Annotated in this window: 15 protein-coding genes; 11 read left to right on the top strand and 4 right to left on the bottom strand. The window is 61.2% G+C overall.

All coding sequences use genetic code 11. The features are described 5' to 3' along the window. The first annotated feature begins 23 nt into the window (after positions 1–23). From A7K61_RS33200 to A7K61_RS19115, 8 genes are all read left to right on the top strand, one after another. Entirely contained in the window at positions 24–332 is a 309-nt protein-coding gene (locus A7K61_RS33200) for a hypothetical protein (protein ID WP_171905482.1), read from the top strand. Between the two features lie 104 nt (positions 333–436). Further along, positions 437–3,238 (top strand): ATP-binding protein, encoded by a 2,802-nt coding sequence (locus A7K61_RS19145; RefSeq protein ID WP_069558151.1) that lies wholly within the window; start codon positions 437–439, stop codon positions 3,236–3,238. Next, positions 3,225–4,412 carry an EAL domain-containing protein gene (locus A7K61_RS19140; RefSeq protein WP_069558150.1) on the top strand — a complete coding sequence of 396 codons (1,188 nt, stop codon included), beginning with the start codon at positions 3,225–3,227 and terminating at the stop codon, positions 4,410–4,412. Before A7K61_RS19145 ends, A7K61_RS19140 begins: the two co-directional genes overlap by 14 nt. 86 nt (positions 4,413–4,498) lie before the next feature. Then, on the top strand, positions 4,499–7,648 hold the full coding sequence (locus A7K61_RS19135) for a hybrid sensor histidine kinase/response regulator (RefSeq protein WP_069558149.1): 3,150 nt from the start codon (positions 4,499–4,501) through the stop codon (positions 7,646–7,648). A 22-nt stretch (positions 7,649–7,670) separates the two neighbouring features. Continuing rightward, complete coding sequence (locus A7K61_RS19130; RefSeq protein WP_032896601.1) at positions 7,671–8,318, top strand: response regulator; 648 nt, start codon at positions 7,671–7,673, stop codon at positions 8,316–8,318. A gap of 108 nt (positions 8,319–8,426) precedes the next feature. Continuing rightward, entirely contained in the window at positions 8,427–9,017 is a 591-nt protein-coding gene (locus tag A7K61_RS19125; protein ID WP_069558148.1) for a fimbrial protein, read from the top strand. Positions 9,018–9,090: 73 nt separating this feature from the next. Continuing rightward, positions 9,091–9,840 carry a molecular chaperone gene (locus A7K61_RS19120; RefSeq protein WP_044274052.1) on the top strand — a complete coding sequence of 250 codons (750 nt, stop codon included), beginning with the start codon at positions 9,091–9,093 and terminating at the stop codon, positions 9,838–9,840. 85 nt (positions 9,841–9,925) lie between these two features. After that, the gene (locus A7K61_RS19115; RefSeq protein WP_069558147.1) at positions 9,926–12,406 is read left to right on the top strand and encodes a fimbria/pilus outer membrane usher protein; all 2,481 of its coding nucleotides are present in this window, start codon (positions 9,926–9,928) and stop codon (positions 12,404–12,406) included. Positions 12,407–12,949: 543 nt separating this feature from the next. Here A7K61_RS19115 and A7K61_RS19110 read toward each other — a convergent pair. The 3 genes from A7K61_RS19110 to A7K61_RS19100 all read right to left on the bottom strand — a co-directional run bounded on the left by A7K61_RS19110 (position 12,950) and on the right by A7K61_RS19100 (position 19,072). Beyond that, positions 12,950–16,636 carry a translocation/assembly module TamB domain-containing protein gene (locus A7K61_RS19110; RefSeq protein ID WP_069558146.1) on the bottom strand — a complete coding sequence of 1,229 codons (3,687 nt, stop codon included), beginning with the start codon at positions 16,634–16,636 and terminating at the stop codon, positions 12,950–12,952. Next, a complete protein-coding gene (locus A7K61_RS19105; protein WP_044274025.1) occupies positions 16,636–18,363 on the bottom strand; it encodes an autotransporter assembly complex family protein in 1,728 nt (575 codons plus the stop codon). Before A7K61_RS19105 ends, A7K61_RS19110 begins: the two co-directional genes overlap by 1 nt. Positions 18,364–18,427: 64 nt before the next feature. Beyond that, positions 18,428–19,072: an N-acetyltransferase gene (locus tag A7K61_RS19100; protein WP_032896591.1), complete on the bottom strand. Its 645-nt coding sequence runs from the start codon at positions 19,070–19,072 to the stop codon at positions 18,428–18,430. A gap of 167 nt (positions 19,073–19,239) precedes the next feature. Between A7K61_RS19100 and xthA the strand changes: the two genes are divergently transcribed. Further along, the gene (xthA, locus tag A7K61_RS19095; RefSeq protein ID WP_044274028.1) at positions 19,240–20,052 is read left to right on the top strand and encodes an exodeoxyribonuclease III; all 813 of its coding nucleotides are present in this window, start codon (positions 19,240–19,242) and stop codon (positions 20,050–20,052) included. Positions 20,053–20,675: 623 nt separating this feature from the next. Beyond that, positions 20,676–22,007 carry a substrate-binding domain-containing protein gene (locus A7K61_RS19090; RefSeq protein ID WP_069558145.1) on the top strand — a complete coding sequence of 444 codons (1,332 nt, stop codon included), beginning with the start codon at positions 20,676–20,678 and terminating at the stop codon, positions 22,005–22,007. Positions 22,008–22,137: 130 nt separating this feature from the next. On the opposite strand, the gene A7K61_RS19085 is transcribed toward A7K61_RS19090, so the two are convergent. Then, positions 22,138–23,367: an acyl-CoA dehydrogenase gene (locus tag A7K61_RS19085; RefSeq protein ID WP_032896588.1), complete on the bottom strand. Its 1,230-nt coding sequence runs from the start codon at positions 23,365–23,367 to the stop codon at positions 22,138–22,140. Positions 23,368–23,518: 151 nt separating this feature from the next. On the opposite strand from A7K61_RS19085, the gene A7K61_RS19080 reads away from it, so the two are divergent. After that, entirely contained in the window at positions 23,519–24,454 is a 936-nt protein-coding gene (locus A7K61_RS19080) for a LysR family transcriptional regulator (protein WP_032896586.1), read from the top strand. Positions 24,455–24,647 lie beyond the last annotated feature (193 nt).

The following is a 24,647-nucleotide window of genomic DNA, read 5'->3' as shown; positions in this document are numbered from 1 at the left end:
GGGGGGGGGTGAGGCTGGAAATCTTGAAGACCGGCCCACTGGCGGAAAAAGCCAAGATTGATGCAGGCAACCTGGCCACCCTGAGCAACGATTACCTGATACTGAAAATATTCAACCTGAGCAACCCGATCGTAGTCAATAAAGCCTCCTGCCAGACACCCGCCGTCCCGGTCGCCATGGGCGACGACTATCAGCTTAAGGACTTCGAAAAAAGCCGGAGCAGCACAGCGCACTGGACACCACCTACCCGTTCAATGCCTTCAGCCCCACTGGCACCCATTTCCAGATCCCCCTGTCGGCGGCGTATTACCGCTTGCCCACCGGCACCCTGAAGGCGGGCAGCGCCAACACGGATGTGACCTTCATCGTGAACTACTTGTAACAATCTAAGGATCGTCTGATTTTCCCTACACCTGGCCTTCCCTAAAGTGCCGGGATGAGATTAAAGAACTACCTCCACCAGATCAGCCCGGTCCTTTCCAACCCCAACGCCGCGCGCCGGCTGTTGCGCGTTTTTGCGCTGGTACTGCTGGTAGGGATTCTCGGTGGCGTGTACAGCTTTTTGCTGTTTACCTTCAACAATGAAATCTCCCAGCGGCGCAGCTACATGAGCAGCGCCATAGCTGAAGCGCATACCTTTTTCACCACCCGTGAAGCGCTGTTGGAGAGTCTGAGCTTATCAGCCACGCGTAAAACCGAACTGAACGCGCCGGTATCCGATGAGGAGATCCGCCTGTTGCTGGGGCAAACACCGGGCCAGCAATGGAGCATCTGGCTGACCCAGCGCATGCGTGACTACCTGAAGGCCAAGCAGCTCAACCTGCTGTATGTCGACACCGAGGGCTGTGTGCTGCGGCTGTACAGCACCGCACCGGTCACCACCGTGTTTTCCCAGGGCATGCTCAATCAACTGACCGCCCTCAAGACGTCGAAAACTCTTCAAGAGTTATGGCTGACCCATGCGTCCAATGGGCATTCACGGTTGTATATCTTTATTCGCCTGGACGAGCGGGACGTGAACTCCGGCTGGCTCGGCCTGGAAATGGACGACCACGAAGTCTCCAGTGCCTTGAACGACCACAGTGCCGGCGAGTTCACGATGTTCAACGCCGAGGGCATGGCGCTGTTCAGCAATAGCCATACACCTCCGCCTGGGCAGAACTTGCCACTGCTGCGGCAACAGGACTTCTTCGGGTTTGTCGGCGCTGGCTGGTTTCCCGAACAGTTGGTGTTGCGCAAGCAGTTGAAGTCCTCGGATTGGCAACTCACCTACTCCATTGATTTGCTCGCCGTGGTGCAGGCGCTATGGCCGCAAATCTTCGGCGCGCTGGCGTTCTGCCTGCTGAGTATCAGCCTGGTGTGCCTGCTGACCCGCCGCCTGGAGCACCGCTTCATTACTCCGGCGCTGCACCGTCTCCAGGCGCTGGTGGAAAGTGAGCTGTTCAGCCGCGACGTGATCCAGACTGCGCCCGTGGCGCTGTGCGTATTGCGCCGCACCGATGGCCAGGTGGTGCTGGATAACACCCTAGCCCGACAATGGCTGGGTGAGTGCGGCGAGCAATTGGGCCCGGGCTGGATACGCAATGCCTTCGACCCCACGGCGCCCTGCCTCACGGATTACTTCGAGACCGCCGACGGCCGTCACTTATACCTGAGCTGCGCCCCCACCCGTTACAAAGGTGAAGATGTGCTGTTATGTGCGTTCAGCGACATCAGTGCGCGCACTCAGATCGAAGCAGCGTTGCAACAGGCGCGCCAATCTGCGGACGCCGCCAACGAAGCCAAGACCCTGTTCCTGGCCACCATGAGCCACGAAATCCGCACGCCGCTGTACGGCGTGCTTGGAACCCTGGAGTTGCTCGGTCGCACGCATCTGGATGCCCAGCAGAAAAGCTACCTGCGCACCATTGAGGGTTCTTCCGCCACCTTGCTGCAGTTGATCTGCGATGTGCTGGACGTGTCGAAAATCGAGGCCGGGCAACTGGCCTTGGAACTGAGCGAATTCTCTGTGCAGGCCCTGGTGCAAGAGGTGGTGCAGGGCTACGCCGCCGCAGCGCAGAGCAAAGGCTTGCAACTGTACGCCTGCCTCGACCCGCAACTGCCGGAGCCGTTGCTGGGGGATATCAGCCGACTGCGGCAGATCCTCAACAACCTGCTGAGCAATGCCGTCAAGTTCACCGACGCCGGGCGCGTGGTGTTGCGGGTCCAGGTGCTCAGCCGCGAAGGCGAGCGGGTGTGTCTGCAATGGCAGGTCTCGGACACCGGCAAGGGGATAGCCCATCAAGACCAGGCGTTTATTTTCGAACCGTTCTACCAGACCACAGGCAACAACAATGTGATGGCCGGAACCGGCCTGGGCCTGCCCATTTGCCTGCGCCTGACCCACTTGATGAATGGCACCCTGCGCATGGTCAGCGAACCGGGCCTGGGCAGCAGTTTTTCCCTGGCGGCGCCGTTGGAACAACGTTCATCCAGGCTGCTGTCGGCCATGCCACAGACACTGACGGCGGAGAGGGTATACGTGGTCTCGCCCGTGCATGAACTGGCGCAAAACATCAGCGGTTGGCTGCGCCTCTGGGGCGCCCGGCCGCAAATCGGCGTGCCGGTGGGGATGGAGTCGGACGCCGCTGGCGTGTTGCTTGAGCTGTACCCCGATCCGCCGGACTCCCGCCCACGCCTGCCCTGGCAGGGGCCAAGGGTCATCGCCCGTTGCGACGGTGCCTACGAGCCGCAATTTCGCGGCGATGGCTGGAGTGTCAACCTCAATGACCTGAAGGCGATCCAGCAAGCGGTGCGCCATGCCCAGGGCGGCCGACCAGCCCTGCCCCAACCAACCTGCGAACCGCGCGAGCTGAGCCCGCTGGGCCTGCATATCCTGGTGGCAGAAGACAACGTCATCAACCAACTGATCCTGCGCGACCAGCTCGAAGAGCTTGGGTGCAGCGTGACCTTGACCCGAGATGGTGAAGAAGCCTTGTCGCTCTGGCACGACGGCGGCTTCGACATTGTGCTCACCGACGTCAATATGCCCAAGCTCAATGGCTACGACCTGGCCAAGGCCCTGCGCGAGCTGGGTTGTACAACCCCCATCATCGGCGCCACCGCCAACGCCATGCGTGGTGAAGACGCCCTGTGTCTGGCCGCCGGCATGAATCACTGCCTGATCAAACCTTTTACGCTGCGAGCCTTGTTCACCGCCCTGGCTCCCTACGAACGAGCTGCCCATGAAACCCTGTAGCATTCTGATTGTTGAAGATCACCCCTTCCAGCACCTGTACTTGCAGAACCTGTTCAACACCTTGGGCGAGTTTGACCTGGCGTTTGCCAGGGACGGTGAAGCCGCCCTGGCCTGCCTGAAAAACCGCGACTTCGACCTGGTGCTGACGGACCTGCTGATGCCCGGCATGGACGGTGTGCAATTTATCCAGGGCCTGGCCGCGCAAACCTCGCGACCGGCACTGGCGATCATGAGTGCGGCGTCGCGCCGTATGCTGATGGGCGCCAGCCTGGTGGCGAGCAACCTGCAAGTGAAGGTCATAGGGCTGATTTCCAAGCCGGTCAATACCGCCGCCCTGCGCTGCCTGATTGATCAACTGCAGGGGCTGCGCCACACCCTGCTCGCCGAAACCCAACCCGGCATCGACCGCCAGAGCCTGGTCAATGCCCTGGACAATCACGAACTGCAAGCCTGGTTCCAACCCAAGAAGGCCCTGGACAACGGCCGCATCGTCGCCGCCGAAGCTCTGGTGCGCTGGATTCACCCCGACCACGGCACCTTGCTGCCCGGCGCGTTCCTGCCGGCGTTGATTGCCTTCGGCCTCGAAGAACGCCTGTTGTGGCGGGTGCTGGAACAGGCGATGGTGGCCCAGGCCCAGTGGCGCCAACACGGCTATGACATTCCTGTGTCGATCAACCTGCCCACTCACCTGCTCAACAGCCACGACCTGCCCGATCGCATCCTCGCTTTCGTACTGGCACACCAAGGTTTGCCCGCGCGCATCTGCTTTGAGTTGATGGAATGCTCGGTCCCGGATGACATCAGCAACTTCTACGCCGGCGCCTGCCGCTTGCGGATCAAGGGTTTCGGCCTGTCCCAGGATGATTTTGGCAAGGGCTACAGCTCGTACATGAACCTGGTGTCCGCGCCCTTCACCGAGTTGAAAATCGACCGAGCGCTGGTGCAGGGCTGCAACGCCAACGAAGAACTGGCCCAGGCGCTGACCAGCATTGTCAGCCTGGGCCGCCAATTGGGCCTGACGGTAGTGGCCGAAGGCGTAGAAACCGCGCAAGAACTTGCACTGTTGCGTAAGATCGACTGCACTCAGGTACAAGGCTTCCTGATTTCCCACGCCGTGTCTTCGGATCAGTTCCAGCAATTGCTGACCCATGACGGGCCGGCGAACGTGTATTGATCCGCGCAAGCGTGTGGCCGAACGTCGCTTGCTATAGAGGTCATTGTGTTCACAAGCAGCTCCCTCACCTTCGTCCAGGCGCAGTAATGCACCCGCCCAACGCCTTCCTGGAAAAACTCGCCAGCAGTTCCTCGCGCCTGAATAAAGGCCTGCTGGTGCTCGGCGCCCTGGTGCCGCTGTTGCTGGGCATCAGCTACCTGGGTGTGCTGCGCATGCTTGATGAACAGCGCGATACCTTGGACTTCCACTTCGCCCGCTTGATGGAAAATATCCACGAGCACGAGGCTTTTCTGCGCAATGCGGCACTGGAAAGCGTCAAAGGTGAGATCAAGCCCTCGACTTCCCTGCCGCCCCCTATGCAAAGACCACTGCCCGAAGAGGGGCCGAACGTGTATGAAGGTCGCGCCCTGCCATTCTCCTTACCGTATAGCTTGAAGATCAATCCGGACAAGATCACCGCCGATCAATCCCCCAACATCTTTGCTCTGGGCACCTATCTGGCCGCCTATTACAGTGCGTTCTGGGCAACTTCGCACTATCAGTCGCCCCAAGTGATGCTGCTCAATGGCCCTGGCAATTTTGACGTGACGGTGCCCTCAGCCGGCCGACTGCGCGGGGCAGGACCGACACGGGTGAACGCGTTGGTCGAGGTGATGACCCAACTGAATCAGCGCCTGGAAACAAAAAAAACCTCGCAGAGGGACAATCAGGTGCATTGGGCGCCCTACCCGGCGGCCCCCGGTGACGTTGCACCGATACTGCTGGCTTACGTGGAGATCAATCTGCCTGGCGAGTTTTCAACCATCGCGGGGGCCAGTACTCGGGTGGTGCTGGGCTCGCTGTTGAACCTGGCGCAGATCAATAACATCGAGCGGTTGCTGCAATGGTCGATCTACGATGACTTCACCCTGGTCACTCCCGCAGGCCAAGTGTTAACAGGCACTCTGAAAGACGGACAAATGCTGGCCAAGGGCTTGAATTTCAGCCGCGACGGGCTGGTGTTCAAGCTCACCAGTCCTGGCGAACAACACTGGACGGCTATCTACGTCATTAGCCTGCACCGCTTTCTCAAGTACGCGCTGTGGCCGTTGCTGTGCCTGGTTGCGCTGGTGCTGGCAGTGCTCGGCTGCAGTCGGGCAGCCAATCGCTGGTACACCGCACGGGTGATCCTGCCCGCGCAACGCGCCCATGCCAGCACCGCTGAAAGCGAGGCGTTCAGCCGCACGGTGATCGACACGGCACCCGCCGGCCTGTGTGTGATCCGCCGCAGTGATCACCAAGTGCTTCTGCAAAATCAGCGCGCTCAAGCCTGGCATGACAGCCAACGATTGATAAGCCTGCTCAAGTTGCACAGCGAGGCCGGGCAGACCGATCTTGAAATCAACGGGCGTCACCTGCACGTCGATTTCGTGCCTACGCGCTACCAGGGTCAGGATGCCTGGCTATGCGCGCTGCATGACGTAACCCGGCACATCGAAGATGCCGCCGCCCTGGAATCTGCCCGCGAAGCCGCCGACTCGGCCAACCAGGCCAAGAGCCGCTTCCTCGCGACCATGAGCCATGAGATCCGCACACCGCTGTATGGCGTGCTGGGCACCCTGGAACTGCTCGGCCTGACCGCCCTCGCCCCACGCCAGCAGGATTACCTGCACACTATCCAGCGCTCGTCCGCCACCTTGTTCCAGTTGATCAGCGACGTGCTGGACGTGTCGAAGATCGAAGCCGGGCAAATGATCCTGGAACACCAGGACTTCTGCCCGCTGGAGCTGACCGAAGACAGCGTGCGTACCTACAGCGCCTTCGCCCAGGCCAGGGGCTTGCAACTGTACGCCTGCATCGACGCAACCTTGCCGGACAGGCTGCGCGGCGACCCGCTGCGCATTCGCCAGATCCTCAATAACCTGTTGAGCAATGCAATCAAGTTCACCGATAACGGTCGAGTGGTGCTACGGGTGCGGGTGTTGGAAAACGCGCAGGTGCAGTGGCAAGTCAGCGACACCGGCGTGGGAATTTCCCAGGCCCAGCAACAGCGCTTGTTCGACCCTTTCTACCAGGTCAACGATGCCACCAGCCAAGCAGGTGCGGGATTGGGCCTGGCCATCTGCAAATGGTTGTGCGAGCTGATGCAAGGCCAGTTGAGGGTGGTCAGCGAGCCCGGATTGGGCAGCAGCTTTACCCTGCACCTGGCCCTGAAAACTGTGCTCGGCAGCCTGGCCGATTGCCCCACCTTCGCACCCGGCACCCCGGCGGTGTATGTACGTGCGCCGGTAGCTGAACTGGCGCAACACCTGATCGACTGGCTGGCGCGGTTTGGCCTGGACAGCCGCGCTGTCACCGCTGACGTGCCGCCGCCCTCGGCGCTGCTGGTTGACCTTGCGCCACTCGCCAATCCCCCCGCCTGGCTCGGGCCTCACGTCATCGCGACACCCGGCGGGCCCAACCCGCCACAATTGTCAGGTTCGGCCTGGGCCGTCGATGCCCACGATGTGCGCGCGATTGCCAACGCAATTGTCCTGGCACACCACGATGCCGACGCGCACAGCCCACCCACGCGCCCGGCAAAACCCCGTCAGTTGAACCTGCGCGTATTGGTGGCCGAAGACAATGTGATCAACTCGGCGGTGATCAAGGAACAACTCGAAGCGCTGGGTTGCTCGGTGGTGGTGGCGGCGAATGGCGAACAAGCCCTGGCGCAGTGGCTGCCCGGGCGTTACGACTTGGTGTTGACCGATGTGAATATGCCACTCATGAACGGCTACCAGTTGGCCGAAGCGCTGCGCCAGCAGGATAAAACGCTGCCGATCATCGGCATCACCGCCAACGCCCTTCGCGAGGAAGGCGAACGCTGCGCCGCTGTCGGCATGCAGGCGTGGCTGGTCAAGCCGCTGAACCTGGCGACCTTGCGCGCCGAACTGGAGAAACATTGCCAGATCGTCCTGCCGCCAGTGGTCGAACACCCCACGCTGTCACCAAAAATGCGCGCGCTGTTTGTCACCACCCTGCGCCAGGATGTGCAGACCACCTTGGCGGCCTTAGGAAGCGGTGATGCCAATGCCGTGGCGCAGCAACTGCACAGCATGGCCGGGGCCGTGGGCTCGGTACAGCTTCAGGCGATGGCCAGCGCGTTTGTCGAACTGGAATGTCGCCTGACCGGAATGGCCATCACGCCCGCCCTCGCGCTGGACGTGCAACAGAACCTCGCACGATTGAACGCTTTGCTCGATACCCTTGAATAATTTCACTTTGGAATATCAACCCATGGATACCCTCAACGTTGTCATTGCCGATGATCACCCCATCGTACTGGTCGGGGTGCGCGAACTGATCGAGCGTGACCCACGCTTTCGCGTGGTGGGCGAGGCCGTGTGTTCCAATGAACTGGTCAACTTGCTGGCGTCCGGTCCGGTGGACCTGGTGGTCACCGACTTCAACATGCCCGGCGATTCGCCCTATGGTGATGGCCTCAAGTTGGTGGAGTACCTGACTCGACACTTTCCCAGCATACGGGTGGTGGTGCTGACAATGATTTCCAACCCATTGATCCTGACGCGCCTGCAAGAGCTCGGGGTGTTGGCCGTGATTCAGAAAAACCAGCTGCATGACGAAATCCAGGCCGCGCTCCAAGCTATTGCCCGTGGCAACCCGGTTCGCCATAACTGGCCACAGCCGATCTCAGTCGTGGATGACGGTGCGGGTCTGGATGAACGCTTCACGCGGTTGTCTCCCAAGGAGCATGAAATTTTGCGGTTGTTTGTTTCGGGACAAAGTGTCAACGAGATTGCGCGCGGGTTGAACAGAAGTGCAAAGACTATCAGTACCCAAAAGGTGTCGGCGATGCGAAAGCTTGAAGTAAGCAGTGATCAAGACCTGTTGACTTATTGCATAGAGCGCAACTTGTTCAACTAAAAACACTTCGGGCACAATTGTACTTTCTATTTTCTAAGGATCGTCTGATTCTCCACTAAGTGCTGACGCTTTATTGTGTTGCTTCAACCCCAATTATGGATAAGCAACATGAAAACGTTCTCTCGAGCACTTCTGGCCCTGTCGATTTTCGCCGCAGCAGGCAATGTCCTGGCAGCCGACCCTGTTCCGACCAAGGCCGGCAGCGGCACCATCAACTTCACCGGCACCATCAACAACGATGCCTGCTCCGTTGAAGGCGCCGGCACCAACAAGACCATTTCGGTGAACATGGGTGAAGTGTCGATCAAGGACATGGGCACCGCCACCGCGCCAAAAGGTAGCGGCACGCTGAGCGCCGAGAACTTCGAGATGAAGGTCAACTGCAACGCCGGTACCAAGGTGGCCATGCTCTTCCAACCGACTTCTGGCAAAGGCAGCGGCCTTGTGACTGGCACTGGCGTGTTGAAAGTCATCGACGGCCTGGGCGCCGCCAAGAATATCGGTATTGCCTTGCTGGATGGCAATGGCGCCCTGATCGACCTGAGCTCACCCGCCACCGCGAAAATCGAAAGCAACCTGCAGGACAGCAACGCCTCGCTGAAATTCTCGGCCGCCTATGTCACCACCGGTACCGATCCGAAACTGGCTGTAGCCGGTCGTGGCGACGCGACCCTGCCGTTCACCCTGCAATACGAATAACCCGCACGAGCTTTACGGGTCCGTGCAGGGCCAGGCGGCCCTGCACATTCATTCATTTTGCGCGGTAGTCATCATGTTTTATCGTCACTCATTGTCCTTCTGCATGGGCCTGCTGGGCCTGCTGGTGGCCAGCCAGGCCACGGCCGGTATCTCGTTGAGCAGCACGCGCCTGGTGTTCGACGGCAAGCACAAGGAAGCCGGCATCACCGTGCGTAACAGCGGTGAAGACGTGCTGATCCAGTCCTGGATCGACGCCGACAGCAGCGAGGCCACCTCGGTACCCTTTGCCGTCACCCCGCCCTTGGTGCGGGTGAGCAACGACGAACAGCAACTGTTGCGGGTGATCTATGAGGGCACGGGCATGCCCACCGACCGCGAGTCGGTGATGTGGCTCAACGTGCAGGAGATTCCCAAGGCTTCGAAGACCCAGAACACCTTGCAGCTCGCGGTACGCCAGCGCATCAAGGTGTTCTTCCGCCCTGCCGGGCTCAAGGCCGAGGCTTACCTGGCACCCGCCACATTGAAATGGCGTCTGGTTGAGCGTGGCGGCAAAAGTCTGCTGGTGGTGAACAACCCTGGTCTGTATCACGTGTCCATTGCCGAAATCACCCTGACCTCGGGTGCACTGCGCGAGCAACCATTTGATTCATTGATGATTGCGCCCGGCGAACAAAAAGAGTTCACCCTGAAACACTTCACGCCCGGGCAGTCACCCAACTTGTTGTTTCGCAGCATTAACGACTACGGCGCACAAGACCGTTATAGCGTGCAACTTTCCCACTCGGCCGCTGTGCAGGCCAGTGCAATAAAAGACGCTTCTTAATACGCCCGTTTATCCAGCGGTCGCACTTTCACTGTATTTATCTTCGCTCCGTTAGTTCGTATCGGAGGTGATATAGGGTTCCTGCATGTTTGTATTCAAGTACCAAGGATTGGCACCGCTGTCGGTGGCCCTGATCTTCAGCAACGCCTGCCTGGCCGACGACGAAGAACACTTCAATACCTCGTTCCTGCAGGGAGCAGCCTCCGCCGTCGACGTACAAGCGCTGCTCGCCAGCAGCACTGTGCTGCCCGGCAACTACCGGGTCGACCTGTACGGCAACGACACCCTGGTGGGCCGTCGCGATATCGACTTTCTTCACAACCCGGCCACGGGCAAAACCGAGGCCTGCCTGACCCTTGAGACGGTGCAGCAATTGGGGGTCGATATCGCCAGGCTGCAAGCGGCCGGCAAACTGGCCGGCGATGACCCCAACGCCTGCATCAACCTGCCCGCCCTGATCGACCAGGCCAGCGTGCGCTACGACGTGCCGCGCCTGCGCTTGCTGGTCAGTGTGCCCCAAAGCGCCATGGAGCGCGGCCGGCGCGGCTATGTAGACCCGGCCTTATGGGACGATGGTGTGCCCGCCGCGTTCATCAACTACCAGTTGAGCAGCAGCCGAAACAGCAACCTGGGTGAGACCACGCTCTCCAACAACATCGGCCTGCGCAATGGCATCAACCTGGGCGGCTGGCGGCTGCGCAACGAATCGAACTTCAGCAGCAGCACTGGCCGCCCCAATACGTTCAAGAGCAACCGCAGCTACCTGCAACATGACGTCACGGCGTTGAAGGGCCAGTTCAGTGCCGGGGATATTTTCTCTGACGCCGACCTGTTCGACAGCGTGCGCTATCGCGGTTTGAAGCTGGCCTCGGACGACGGCATGCGCGCCGACAGCGAGCGCGGTTATGCGCCCATCATTCGCGGTATCGCCCAGTCCAGCGCGACCGTGGAGATTCGCCAGAATAACTACATCCTCTACACAGCCAACGTGCCGCCGGGCCCATTCGAGATCAGCGACATTTACCCCAGCGGCTCCAACGGCGACCTGGAAGTGACGATTATCGAAGCTGATGGCCGACGCCGGGTCACGGTGCAGGCGTTTTCCAGCTTGCCAATCATGGTGCGCCAGGGTCAGCTCAAATACAGCGTGTCGGCCGGGCAGTACAACAGCAACAGCGATGATCAAAAGTCGCCGCAGTTCGTCAGCAGCACCCTGGCCTACGGCATCAGCAGCAACCTGTCCGGGATTATCGGCGCCCAGGCGACGGAAAATTTCCAGGCCATGTCCGTCGGCGCTGGCCGTAATACCTCCATCGGTGCGGTGTCCCTGGACCTGACCCACTCGGTCAGCCGCACCTTTGGCCAGGCGGTGACGGGCAACAGCGTACGGGCCTTGTATGCCAAGACGTTTGCCGGCACCGATACCAGCTTCACCCTCGCCGCTTATCGCTATTCGACCGAGGGCTACCGCACCCTCAGCGATCACGTCGAGGAGCTGAGCCATGAGGGCCAGAAACGCACGGGCAACTCGAAAACCCGCACCGACCTGACTATCAACCAGAGCCTTGGTCGCAATCAGCAATATGGCACGATTTACGTGAACGCTAGTGACCAACGCTACTGGGGGCGTGGGGGTTCGCAAAGCCTGTCGGCGGGCTACAGCAACTATTGGGACGAGGTGAGTTACAACCTGGGCGCAACCTACACCAAGGATGTCGGCAACTATGGGCCAGCGAACAACGACACCCTGGTCAACCTGTCGCTGTCCTTCCCTCTGGGCTCAAAACCCCGCGCGCCGCGAGCCTTTGTCTCCGCAAGCACGCAGAAAGCCAGCGACACCACGCAAGTGGGCATCAACGGCTACCTGTCGGAAGACAGCGACACCTATTACTCGGTACAAGGCGGTAACAGCAGCACCGGCGGCAGCACCGGCTCGGCCAACCTCAGCACTCGCACCTCGATGATGGACATCAGTGCCGGTTACAGCCAGGGCCGTGGGTATAACTCGCAGAACCTCAACCTGGCCGGTTCCGTGGTAGGCCACGCGGGCGGCATGAACCTTGGGCAAACCGTGGGTGAGACCTTTGCGTTGGCGCAGGTCGAAGGGGTAAAAGGCGCGAAGATCGGCAGTTACTCCGGCGCCAAGACCGGCAGCAATGGCTTTGCCGTAGTGCCCAACGCGCAACCCTATCGCGTCAATTGGATCAGCCTGGACACCCGTGACCTGGGCACCGATATCGAGATCGACAACGCCACCCAGCAAGTGGTGCCGCGACGCGGTGCAGTGGTGCTGGCGCGCTATGCCAGCAAGACTGGGCGGCGTGTACAGTTTGCCTTGTTCGATGCCCAGCACCAGCCGATTCCGTTTGGCGCGGCGCTGGAAGACAGCGCGGGCAAGCAGATCGCAATTGCCGACCCTGGCGGCAAGGCGCTGGCGTTGGTTGAGGCCGACACGGGCACCCTAGTGATTAGTTGGCAAGGGCAGCGGTGCGAGGCGGCTTATGCGTTGCCACAACGTGATAAGGCGCTGAATTATGAGCGAGTGGAGTTGAGTTGCCGTCCTTAGAGGGGCCGCTATTTAACTGATGCATACAGAACAAAATGTGGGAGATGGCTTGCCTGCGATAGCGGTGGTTCAGTTACAGATTCAGTGATTGACACGCCGCCTTCGCGGGCAAGCCCGCTCCCACAGGGGATCTGTGTCAGGCGCTGATTCTGTGGCAATCCATAACCAGTGTGGGAGCTGGCTTGCCTGCGATAGCGGTGGTTCAGTTACAGATTCAGTGACTGACACGCCGCCTTCGCGGGCAAGCCCGCTCCCACAGGGATCTGTGCCCGGCGCTGATTCTGTGGGTATTCCATAACCAGTGTGGGAGCTGGCTTGCCTGCGATAGCGGTGGTTCAGTTGCAGGTTCGGTGACTGACACGCCGCCTTAGCGGGCAAGCCCGCTCCCACAGGGATCGGTGCCCGGCGCTGATTCTGTGGGCAATCCATAACCAGTGTGGGAGCTGGCTTGCCTGCGATGGCGGTGGTTCAGTTACAGATTCAGTGACTGACACGCCGCCTTCGCGGGCAATCCCCCTCCCACATTTTTTTACAGCGTACCGGTCAGAAATCGCGCTTGTAGAAGATATCCAGAGAGCTGGCCACACCCGTCGCCACTTCAAGGTACACCTTCTTGCTCAACAAATAACGCAACGCAATGGTGTTAGCCGGTTCGAACACCCCTACCCCATAACGCAGGCTGAGCTTCTCGTTGATCTTGCCGCTGGCCACCACCGCGGTGCTGTTACCCGTACCCTGGGTGTCAAGATCAAAATCCTGAATCCCCAGCTTATTGGCGATATCCGTGGTCACCCCGGCGCTGCCCATCAAGCCCAGGCCCAGGGCGGCTTCGGCGAGCATGTTGTTGTCTTCGCCGGTGTTGGTGCGCGAACGGCCCAGCACCAGGTACGACAGCGCATCTTCCTGGGCCATGGTCGGCTCGGAGAAGATCTGCGTGGTGGGCTGTTCGGCGCTGCCGCTCAGGCGTATACCGGCGGTCACGGTGCGGGACGGTTCGACCACCACGCGCACGGCTTCGATGTCCAGGAAGGGCTGGTCCAGCGGCCCGGCAAACAGCAGCCGTGCGCGACGCACGTTGAGGCGCTGGCCGTAGGCGCGGTAGCGGCCGTCGTTGAGCCACAGCTCGCCGCGGGTGTCCATGTTGTCGCCGATGTGCACATGGCCCTGGACCTTGGCGGTGAGGCCGAAGCCGGCGAAGTTGAGCTGGTCTTCGCCTACTTCCACGTCGATATCCATCGCCATGGCCATCGGCGGTTTGCCCTCTTCGGTCTGGCTGCCGATGATCACGGTGTCGTCGGAGACCTTGACCGTCGAAGGCGGCAGTTCGCGCACGGTGATGTCGCCACGGGGAATGTGGACTTTGCCGGCAATCGCCAGTTTGTCGTCCTTGAGGCTGATTTTCAGGTCGGGGGCCACTTCCAGCTTGGCGTAGGGCTCCACGGTGACCGGCAGTTGCGAGCCTTTGAGGCTGAGGTCGACCACCAGGGCGCGGCCCCAGTCGATCTGGCCCGTAAGGCTGCCCTGCCCGGCCTTGCCGCTGTGCCAGGCGCCGTTGAGCTGCACGCTTTCGCCGGCGATCTGCGCCTGCAGGTTCAGGCCTTCGAGGCTGATGGGCAGTTCGGGCCCGGAGACTTCGCCGCCCACCAGGTTCAGGTTGCCGTTGACCAAAGGCGCAAGCAAGCCGCCGGAGATGCGGCCGCTGCCGTTGAGCTTGCCGGTGAGTTTTTCCACCATGGGCACAAAGGGCCGCGCTACGGAGAGGTCCAGGTCGGCGAGGCTGAAGGTGCCAGTGATCGGTTTGTTGTTCGGCAGCGGGTTGATCTGCGCCTGCAACAACAACTCGCCGAGCTTGCCGCCACGGAAATTCAGCTGGGTGTCGATGCGCTTGGGGTTGAGGGTGGTTTCCAGTTTCAGGGTGTCGTAGGGGAAATCCAGCCACTGGCCCTTGTCGCGCACGCGCAAGATGCCGCCACTGGCGTCCACCGCAACCACACCCTTTGGGCCGCTCTGGGGCAGGTCGAGTTGCACATCAGCGTTGAGCCTGCCCTGCCAGGCGAAGTCTTTGGGCAAGAACGCCGCGAGGCTGTCGAGGGGGAATTGCTTGAGGTGGTAACGCAGCTTCGGCTCGGGCATCAGGCGCTGGTCTTCGCCACACAGGCTGGCGCCGCCGGAGACCCAACAGTGCGCGCCGAAGGTCAGCTTGCCATCGGCCAGGCGTTCGATCTTCGCCGGGGCTTGCAGCCGCCAGTCCTGGCCACCGGCTTGCACGTCGCCGCTGGCCAGGCGCCCGCGCCAGTTGTCTTTGTCGAGGTTGCCGTCCAGGGCCAGGGCCAGTTTGACCAGCGGGCCAGTCAGCGCCAGTTGGACTTTCTGGTTCTTGATATCGCCCTGGGCGCTGGCGGTGAGGTTGCCGACTTGCGTCTCGCCGCTTTGAATGCCGTTGGCCTTGAGGTCGAGCTTGGCGCGCTGGGCGCTATCGAGGTTGGCATCCAGGTTAAGGCTTTGCAGGCGGTTGTCGGCAAAGGCCAGTTGCTGGCCCTTGAGGCCGAGCTTGCCTTGAGGGGCTTTCAAGGTGCCGGCCACCTCGACACGCCCGTTGACTTGCCCGCGCAGTTGCGGCCAGAGCTGGGCCAGGCGTGCCAGCTTGATGTCGATCTGCCCGGCCAGGCGCTGTTGCAGGCTGCCGCTGCCGTTGATGCGGTTGTCGCCCAGGCGGATGTCCAGGTTGGCGAGGGTCCATTGTTCGCCAGCGCCTTCGGCCTTGGCCGCGAGCACGGCGGTTTGGCCGCGCAGGCGACCCTTGAGGTCCAGGTCGGCGTTGAGCTTGAGCTGTTCATTCTTGAACTCGCCTTTGCTGCGCAGCGGTCCGGCCAGGGTGCCGGGCAGCTCCGCAACCCAATAGGCCGGGTTCAGCGCCGACAGATCCAGGGCGGTGTCCCAGGCAATGCCGTCGGCAAATTGCAGGTTCAGGTGGCCTTCGGCCTTGCCCTGGCCGGCGCTCAGTTTCAGCTCAGGCAGGAAGACTTGCTTGAGGTCGCCACTGAACGGCGTGACCACATTGAACTTGCCCGCCGGGCCGTCGAGGTCGGCCTTGAGATTGCCCAGATAGTTGCCGTCCTTATAGGAGACTTCGCCGTTGAAGGTGCGCAAGGCCACTTGCGGTTCGTCGATGACCGGATAGAGGCGATGCCAGGGAAAATCCAGCCAGTCGATCTTGGCGTCAGCGCTGAAGCCTTGTTGCCAGTCCAGGTTGGCACTGAGCTTGAGGCTTTGCTTGTCGCCGGCCGTCAGGTCCAGGCCGGCAATCTGCGCGCCCTTGGCGTCAACCTTGCCCTTGAGCAGTAAATCCACCGGGCCTTTTTCGGCCGGTAGCACGGCCTTGCCCAGCAACTGGTAGCCATTGCTCAGGTCGCCTTTGGCGCTCAGGTCCAGTTGGTTGAGTTGCAGGGTATCGGGCAGGTCTGCGCTGGGTTTGAACGACTCGGAGGTGATGTGCAACTGCGCCGGCAGGTTTTCCGCCAGGGGTTGCAGCTCGCCAGTGAGCTTGGCCGGCAGGTAGCCGCTACTGTTGGCGTCGAGCTTGAGGGTTTTGAGCAGGTCGCCGTCGATCTTGAGCGCGACCGTCCAGGGGGCACCGCCTGGGGCATAGGGCAAGCTCAGGTTGCCGGTGGCATTCAGCGGCCAATCGCCGGTAGGTTGCAGCAGGCCTGCGAGGTCCAGCACCAGATCGTCGCGCTGCAGGTGCACCGAGTCGATCTGCAAGCCGGCGGCGGTCCAGTGCGCGGCCAATTGCAGGCCCTTGAGTTCTTCACTGCCATTGAACAGCAGGCTGCCAATGCGCACATCGCCCAACTGCAGGGCAACCAGCAGCTTCAGGTCGGGCAGTTGAATCGGCCCGCTGTCGCTCTCTTCAGCACTGGGGGCGAACTCCAGGCTGACCTGTTCCACATCGAGTCGGTTGATGCACAGGGTCATGCGCAGCAGGCAGCCGGGCGACCAGTCAAATATCGGCGCATTCAGCTCGACCCGGCTGCCGTCCTGCTGCCACAGCAAATGATCGGCGCTCCATTGCCCGCCCAGACGCCCCTGGAAATTTTCCACGCTCAACCCTGGCACCTGGCCCAGGGCCCAGCGACTGCCCGCCTGGGTGCCGAGCACCGACCACAGCGCCACTAACAGCAAGGCGAGGATGGCGACCAGCGCCAGCCCCGCTATTTTCAAACCACGCATCACAGCTCAGGCCCCATGGAAAAGTGCAAGCGAACGCCGCCCGGATCTTCGAGGGCATGGGCCAGGTCGAGGCGAATCGGCCCCACCGGCGACACCCAGCGCACGCCGACGCCAACACCGGTTTTCAGGCTGGGCAAGTCCAGGTTGTTAAAGGAGTTGCCCTGATCGACAAAGGTCGCGATACGCCATTTATCGGTGATGGAATATTGATACTCGGCGCTCAAGGCCACCATGTAGCGGCCACCGATGCGGTCGCCGCGATCGTTCTCGGGCGACAGCGTCTGGTACTCGTAGCCGCGCACGCTCTGGTCGCCACCGGCAAAGAAACGCAAGGAAGGCGGCACGGATTTGTAGCCGTTGGTGGCACTGCCACCAAACTGCGCACGGCCCAGGAAGCGGTGGTTGTCCCACAAGGTGGTCAAGCCCTTGACCGTCGCTGTGCCGTAAAGCAGGTTGGTGTCGGACCCCGCGCCCTCCTTGGCGACCTTGGTGTCGAACATCAGCCGGTAACCATGGTGCGGGTCGATGCGGTTGTCACTGCGCAGGTAGGAATAACTCACGCCCGGCATCAGCAGGTTACTCAGGCCCGAGTCATTACCCAGGCGATATTCTTCGCGCTGGTACTTGAGGGAGATCACCCGCGTCCAGCCACTGGGCAATTTGCTGTGCCATTCAGGGCCGATGGTGAGCAACTTACTCAAGGTATCGGTGTTGGCGATCTCTTCATTCTGGTAGCCGCCGGCAAAGCGCAGTTTGTCGGTGAGCGGCGGGTCGAGCGGGATGTCGTACCACAGCCCGACGTTCTGCCGCGGCGCCGACAGTTCGGCTTCCCAGCCATAACTGTGGCCCTGGGGGTTGACCCAATGGCGCGTCCAGTTGGCTTTGCCCCGTGGGCCGACGTCGGTGGAGTAACCCAGGCCCAGGCCCATGGTGCGCGGCTTGCGGGTGTCCAGTTGCACCGCCACCGGGATCACGTCATCGGTGGCGGCGGTGGGGCTGGCGTCGACGCGCACGCCTTCAAAAAAACCGCTGGCTTGCAGGTTCTGATTGAGTTCGGCGACCAGTTCGGAGTCATAGGGCGTGCCGGGCTTGAACGGCACCATGCGCTGCAACAGCTCTTCATCAAAGGGCGTGTCGCCGGTAAAGCTGACCTTGCCCATGCTGTAGCGCGGGCCGCTGTCGTAAATGAGCTCGATGTCGGCCACGCCCGCTTGAGGGTCCACGGCAAGTTTCTGGCTAGTGAAGCGGCCGCTGAAAAAGCCGTAGCGCGAGGCCTGGTTCTGAATCAGGCGCTTGGCGTCTTCATAATGGCCGTGGTTGAGCACGGCGCCGGATTTGAGGTCGTCGCTGGCGGGCACGCGAAAGGCCTTGAGGCTCGCAGCCGGGCCATCGACCCGCAGAGTCACGTTGCGCAAATGCACCGGTTCGCCGGGGTCGATGGTGAGGGTCAGGCGCGGGTTTTTGCCGCCTTTCACATCGCTGGCGATCTGTGGCTGATAGTAGCCCAGGGCCTGCGCGGCTTTACGCGCCTGCTCCTCGGCGCCACGGCTGAACCGCAGCAAGGCTTCTTCATCACGATCGCCTACCCCGCCGATATAGCCTTCAATGTTGGCTTTCAGCGCGTCGTTTGAGGGTTTGATCCGCACGTCCAGTTCGCTTTGCGCCAATGCGCCGCAGCTTGTGAACAGCAGAATCAAGCCGCTGGTAAATCTTCCTGGAAACTTCATAGGCGCGGATGCTACACGAGCGAGGGAGGAACTATGAACCCGGATTAGTCTGAATAATTCTGTTCTAAGCCGTTGCAGGATGTAACGCCTGGGGATTGGGATGGAAAAACACATGCTCGCGCACCGGCCCTACGGCGACTTCGCCGATTTCCTCATAGCCCTGGCGCTTGTAGAAATCCAGGTAACGAGAGTTGCCGGTGTCGAGCACCACGCCGGATGAATGCGGATCGTCGGCACACCAATTGTGTACCGCTTCCAGCAACTGCTCACCATGGTGCTTGCCCTGGAACTGCGGGTGAATGCCCAGCAGCGGCAACACATGCACAGACTCGGTGGGCAGGCACGCCATGACCGCATGATGGTATTCCAGGTAACGCCGCGTACCGCGCACCCCGGTGCTCAGCCACATACGGATTTGCCAGGCCCAGCTTTCGGTGATGCCCAAGCGCCGCTGGGGCGGTGCAATCAAGGCGATGCCGATCAGCCGGTCATTGACGAACAGGCCGATGGCCGGGAGTTTCTGAAAGAAGTGCTGCTTGACCAGTTCGCGCACAGTGGCACGTACTCGCTGCTCATAGCCCGACCGCTCGGCTTCGAAGATGTAGGCGAAGGTCGGCTCATGGCGATACGCCTGGTACAGCAGGGATCGCGCTTCGCGGGAGTAACCGCTATTGAGTAGACGGATTTCGGCAGTCGAAGTCTCAGGCATACAGTCAATCTCCCTGGGCGCCACTGAAAAAGATGGCGTTCTTATGGGTACGAACCTACACAGCACCAGTCGTTCCCACATTAGCAGCGCATTCACCCTACCGCCACGCTGGCCCCCGTCCGACTTGTCGGCTAGCATCGCCCTTTTGCCAGACTGGACTGCCGACCATGAAAATCGTCTCCTTCAATATCAACGGGCTGCGTGCTCGCCCTCATCAGTTGGCGGCGCTGATTGAAAAGCATCAACCGGACGTGATCGGCCTGCAGGAAACCAAGGTCCACGATGATCAGTTCCCCTTGGCCGAAGTGCAGGCCCTGGGTTACCACGTGTACTACCACGGGCAGAAAGGCCACTACGGCGTGGCCCTGCTCTCGCGCAAAGAAGCGTTGAGCGTGCACAAAGGCTTTGCCAGCGATGAAGAAGACGCCCAGCGCCGTTTTATCTGGGGCACCTTCGCCGACGAAAATGGCCAGCCGGTGACCATCATGAACGGCTACTTCCCCCAGGGCGAAAGCCGCGACCACCCAACCAAGTTCCCGGCCAAGCAGCGCTTCTACGCAGACTTGCAGCACCTGCTGGAAACCCAGTTCAGCAACGACCAGGCACTGGTGGTGATGGGCGACGTGAACATTTCCCCGCAAGACTGCGACATCGGCATCGGCGCCGACAATGCCAAACGCTGGCTGAAAACCGGCAAGTGCAGCTTCCTGCCGGAAGAGCGCGAGTGGATGGAGCGCCTGAAGAACTGGGGCCTGGTGGACAGCTTCCGCCACCTCAACCCGGACGTGACCGACCGCTTCAGCTGGTTCGATTACCGCAGCCGTGGCTTTGAGGACGAGCCCAAGCGCGGGCTGCGCATCGACGTGATAATGGCGTCCACTGGATTGGTGCCACGGGTCAAGGATGCGGGGGTGGATTACGAGCTGCGTGGGTTGGAGAAGCCGTCGGACCATGCGCCGATCTGGCTGGAACTGAGCTGACAATACGGCCCAATGTGGGAGCTGGCTTGCCTGCGATTGCCTTATGCATCAACACAACCTTACAGGCTGTAGCAACCAACGGTAACCACGATGCGAAGCGAGCCGCTCTTGATCTTGATCTGCTTTTGATCTTAGGCGCCCCGTCAAACCACGCTGGCCGAACGCAGGCTTGAATTCGTGGGTAACCCGGCAGGACGCCGGGTTAGCCGCCCCGCGCCAGGGATGGCGCGTGGCGGCGGCCCACGGATTCAAGCCTGTGTTCGGGCACACCGAGCCTAAGCGAGGTGCCGAGTGGTGGGGCAAGAGCGTTTTGCTTACTTTTGCCTGGGCCGGCATTCCGGCTTTTCAAAAGTGAGCCGCCGTCAGGGCGGAACCCTAAGCGGCCGTTACCGCAGCAATGGATATGTACACCATCCAACTGTGTTACCTGCCAGGCCGCCTTCGCGAGCAAGCCCGCTCCCACAATTGGATCGCGGGGGTGTCAGGTAGATAGGTGTCGGCTGCCAGGCCGCTATCGCAGGCAAGCCAGCTCCCACAGCTTGAACCGTGTTGTGTCGGTCATATGGCTGCAATCCAACTGACTTAATCTTGCGGCACTCCCTTTGGCTTGAGAAGGTGCCGGCATGATGCTGCGCGTTCTGTTCCTGTGTTTTGCAATCGCCCTCCCCGCCGTGGCGGCCCCTCTGCCCATTCCCGACCAAGGCCCGGCCCTGCGCATCCAGGGCTCCAACACCATCGGCGCAGCACTCGGCCCGGCGCTGGTCAAGGGTTTGATGGAGCATCAGGGCTTGCAGGACGTACACGCTGAAGCGGGTGCGGGGGCTAATGAACAGCGCGTGGTCGGCAAGACACGCCAAGGCCAGACGGTCACCATCGAGGTCGCGGCCCACGGTTCCACCACCGGCTTTACGGCGCTGAAAAACAACCGCGCCGACCTCGCCGCAGCGTCCCGCCCGATCAAAGACAACGAGCTGGTGGACCTCGCCCCCTTAGGTGACTTGAAAAGCCCAGGCGCCGAGCATGTGATCGCCATCGATGGCCTGGCAATTATCGTCAACCCGCGTAACCCGCTCAGTACCCTGAACACCGAACAATTGGCGCAGATCTTCAACGGCGAAGTCAGCACCTGGGAGGCACTGGGCGGTACAGGCGGGGCCATTCATTTATATGCCCGGGATGATCAATCCGGCACCTTCGACACCTTCCGGGAACTGGTGCTGAGCCGCCGCGGCCAACCCCTCGCGCCGTCGGCCAAGCGCTTTGAATCCAGCGAACAGCTGTCCGATGCGGTGAGCAAGGACCCGCAAGGCATCGGCTTTATCGGCCTGCCCTCTGTGCGCCAGGCCAAGGCGGTGGCGATTGTCGATGGCGACTCCCAACCCATGTTGCCGCTGACCAGCCTGATCGCCACCGAAGATTACCCGCTGTCACGCCGGCTGCTCTTCTACTTGCCGCCCTCTTCCCCCAACCCGTGGGCCAAGGCGTTGGTGGACTTTACCCAAGGCAGCCAGGGCCAGGCGATTGTGGCCGCCAATGGCTTTATCGCCCAGCAGGTGCAAGCGATTGGCGTGGCGCCGCGCCCGTCGATGCCGGACGACTACCAGGCCATCGCCCGCGACGCTCAGCGCCTGACAGTGAATTTTCGCTTCGACGAGGGCAGCGCCAGCCTCGACAACAAGGCGCGCCAGGATGTGCAGCGGGTGGTGGCCTATATCAGAAGCCACGGCAAGCTGGATAAACAGGTGACGCTGGTGGGGTTTGGCGACACCAAGAATGACCCACAACGTGCAGCTTTGTTGTCGAAATTGCGGGCGATGGCAGTGCGCCGGGAGCTGGTCAAGAGCGGCGTGGTGCTCAAGGATATTCGCGGGTTTGGCGCGCAGATGCCGGTGGCGGCCAATACGGCGGATGAGGGCCGGATCAAGAATCGGCGGGTGGAGGTTTGGGTGTACTGAGGCTTGAGTTTTGCGTGGTGGGCACTGGCCTCTTCGCGAGCAAGCCCGCTCCCACACTTGGCCGATTTCCACCATGAGAATGCAGTCCAGTGTGGGAGCGGGCTTGCTCGCGAATACAGGCGACGCGGTGTTACTGCCCGCCGCGCATCAATTCCCGCGGCACATACTTGCCGATCTCAAACTTGCCAATCGCCGCGCGGTGCACTTCGTCCGGGCCGTCGGCCAGGCGCAGGGTGCGTTGCATGGCATACATATAGGCCAGCGGGAAGTCGTTGGAGACCCCGGCGCCGCCGTGCATCTGGATCGCGCGGTCGATAACCTTCAAGGCCACATTCGGCGCCACCACCTTGATCTGGGCGATTTCGCTTTTCGCCACTTTGTTGCCCACGGTGTCCATCATGTACGCCGCCTTCAAGGTCAACAGGCGGGCCATGTCAATTTCCATGCGTGAGTCAGCGATCTTGTCGATATTGCCGCCCAACCGCGCCAAGGGCTTGCCGAACGCGGTGCGGCTGACCGAGCGTTTGCACATCAACTCCAATGCGCGTTCGGCCATGCCGATCGAACGCATGCAGTGGTGGATGCGGCCTGGACCAAGGCGGCCCTGGGCGATCTCGAAACCACGACCCTCGCCCAGCAACACGTTTTCATAGGGTACGCGCACATTGTCGAACAGCACTTCGGCATGGCCATGGGGCGCATCGTCGTAACCGAATACCGGCAGCGGTCGCAGGATTTTCACGCCGGGGGTATCGACCGGCACCAGGATCATCGAGTGCTGCTGATGGCGCGGTGCATCGGGGTTGCTCAGGCCCATGAAGATCAGGATCTTGCAACGCGGGTCGCAGGCGCCGGAGGTCCACCACTTCTTGCCGTTGATCACCCACTCGTCGCCCTGGCGTTCGGCGCGGGCGGCCATGTTGGTGGCGTCCGAGGACGCCACATCCGGTTCGGTCATGGCAAAGGCCGAGCGGATCTCGCCGCGCAGCAGGGGTTCGAGCCAGCGCTGCTTCTGCTCTTCGTTGGCGTAGCGCACCAGCACTTCCATATTGCCGGTGTCCGGGGCGGAGCAGTTGAATGGCTCCGGGCCCAGCAACGAGCGGCCCATGATTTCCGCCAACGGTGCGTATTCAAGGTTGCTCAGGCCGGCACCCAACTCGGATTCCGGCAGGAACAGGTTCCACAAACCCTCGGCCTTCGCCTTGGCCTTGAGTTCTTCCATGATCGCCGTGGGCTGCCAGCGATCACCTTCGCTGACCTGGCGTTCGAACACCGGTTCGGCCGGATAGACATAAGCGTCCATGAACGCAGTGACGCGTTCACGCAGTTCCTGAACCTTGGGCGAATAGGCGAAATCCATGAGCAGCTCCCTTCTCTGAGAGGTTGTTTAGGTCATGCATTCGATGCTAGAACAGCGCTGATAATTTACCTAGCCTATTCTCGGCGTGTATTAACATTCATCACCGATATATGATCGGCGTATGAGCACCTAACAATAAGAGCGCAACGAAATGAATCTGAGCAAGGTCGATCTCAACCTCTTCATCGTCTTCGATGCGATCTACACCGAAGCCAACCTGACCCGCGCCGGGCAGATTGTCGGTATCACCCAGCCAGCGGTGTCCAACGCCCTGGCGCGGTTGCGCGAGACCTTCAACGACCCGCTGTTCGTGCGTACTGCCCAAGGCATGGTGCCTACGCCGATGGCGCAGAACATCATCGGCCCGGTACGCAATGCGTTGTCGTTGCTGCGCGTGTCGGTGCAGGAAAGCCGCATCTTCAACCCGCAGCAGGCGGCCAAGACCTACCGCATCAGCATGACCGACCTGACCGAAGCCGTGATCCTGCCGCTGCTGTTCCAGCGCCTGCGTCGGCTGGCGCCGACGGTGGTGATCGAGAGCTTCCTGTCCAAACGCCGCGAAACCACCAAGGAACTCGCGGCCGGGCGCCTGGATTTTGCCGTGGATGCGCCGCTCAACACCGACCCGCAGGTGCGTCACGTCAAGCTGATGGAAGACCGCTACGTGTGTGCCATGCGCAAGGGCCATCCGATGGCGGGCAAGGACAAATTCACGCTGGATGATTACCTGTCGCTGACCCATATCCATATCTCCAGCCGTCGCAACGGCTTGGGTTATGTGGACCTGGCCCTGGGCAAGATGGGCATCCAGCGCAAGATTGCCCTGCGTTCCCAGCATTACCTGATGGCCTCCCAGGTGCTGCAACAGACTGACATGGTGATGACCGTGCCCGAGCGTTTCGCCCGCCGTCATGAACTGCACTGGTTCCATCTGCCGGTCAACAACGTGCCGCCGGTGGAAACCCATTTGTACTGGCACGAAAGCACCGACCAGGACCCGGCGAACCGCTGGATGCGTGAACAGATGATCGAGTTGTGCCAGCAGGTGACGGCCCAGGAAAAGAAGTTGGATAAACAACAGGCTTGAAGTTGAAGGGCTACACCTGTGAGCGCATAGGTATCTACACAACTTCGGTATGACGCCGAACCTGTGGCGAGGGAGCTTGCTCCCGTGACGGCCTGCCAGCCGACGCCAATCTAGCTGACACCGCACGATCCAACTGTGGGAGCGGGCTTGCTCGCGAAGGCGGCCTGACAGTCCACATAGTTGGATTGGGTAC

This window comes from Pseudomonas sp. AP42 (assembly GCF_001728935.1).
GTDB classification, from domain to species: domain Bacteria; phylum Pseudomonadota; class Gammaproteobacteria; order Pseudomonadales; family Pseudomonadaceae; genus Aquipseudomonas; species Aquipseudomonas lactis.
This window is presented reverse-complemented; position numbering and strand designations above follow the sequence as displayed.

Coding starts and splice junctions, on each gene's coding strand:
- A7K61_RS19145 (WP_069558151.1), top strand. CDS start 437: ATGAGATTAAAGAACTACCTCCACCAGATCAGCCCGGTCCTTTCCAAC.
- A7K61_RS19140 (WP_069558150.1), top strand. CDS start 3,225: ATGAAACCCTGTAGCATTCTGATTGTTGAAGATCACCCCTTCCAGCAC.
- A7K61_RS19135 (WP_069558149.1), top strand. CDS start 4,499: ATGCACCCGCCCAACGCCTTCCTGGAAAAACTCGCCAGCAGTTCCTCG.
- A7K61_RS19130 (WP_032896601.1), top strand. CDS start 7,671: ATGGATACCCTCAACGTTGTCATTGCCGATGATCACCCCATCGTACTG.
- A7K61_RS19125 (WP_069558148.1), top strand. CDS start 8,427: ATGAAAACGTTCTCTCGAGCACTTCTGGCCCTGTCGATTTTCGCCGCA.
- A7K61_RS19120 (WP_044274052.1), top strand. CDS start 9,091: ATGTTTTATCGTCACTCATTGTCCTTCTGCATGGGCCTGCTGGGCCTG.
- A7K61_RS19115 (WP_069558147.1), top strand. CDS start 9,926: ATGTTTGTATTCAAGTACCAAGGATTGGCACCGCTGTCGGTGGCCCTG.
- A7K61_RS19110 (WP_069558146.1), bottom strand. CDS start 16,636: ATGCGTGGTTTGAAAATAGCGGGGCTGGCGCTGGTCGCCATCCTCGCC.
- A7K61_RS19105 (WP_044274025.1), bottom strand. CDS start 18,363: ATGAAGTTTCCAGGAAGATTTACCAGCGGCTTGATTCTGCTGTTCACA.
- A7K61_RS19100 (WP_032896591.1), bottom strand. CDS start 19,072: ATGCCTGAGACTTCGACTGCCGAAATCCGTCTACTCAATAGCGGTTAC.
- xthA (WP_044274028.1), top strand. CDS start 19,240: ATGAAAATCGTCTCCTTCAATATCAACGGGCTGCGTGCTCGCCCTCAT.
- A7K61_RS19090 (WP_069558145.1), top strand. CDS start 20,676: ATGATGCTGCGCGTTCTGTTCCTGTGTTTTGCAATCGCCCTCCCCGCC.
- A7K61_RS19085 (WP_032896588.1), bottom strand. CDS start 23,367: ATGGATTTCGCCTATTCGCCCAAGGTTCAGGAACTGCGTGAACGCGTC.
- A7K61_RS19080 (WP_032896586.1), top strand. CDS start 23,519: ATGAATCTGAGCAAGGTCGATCTCAACCTCTTCATCGTCTTCGATGCG.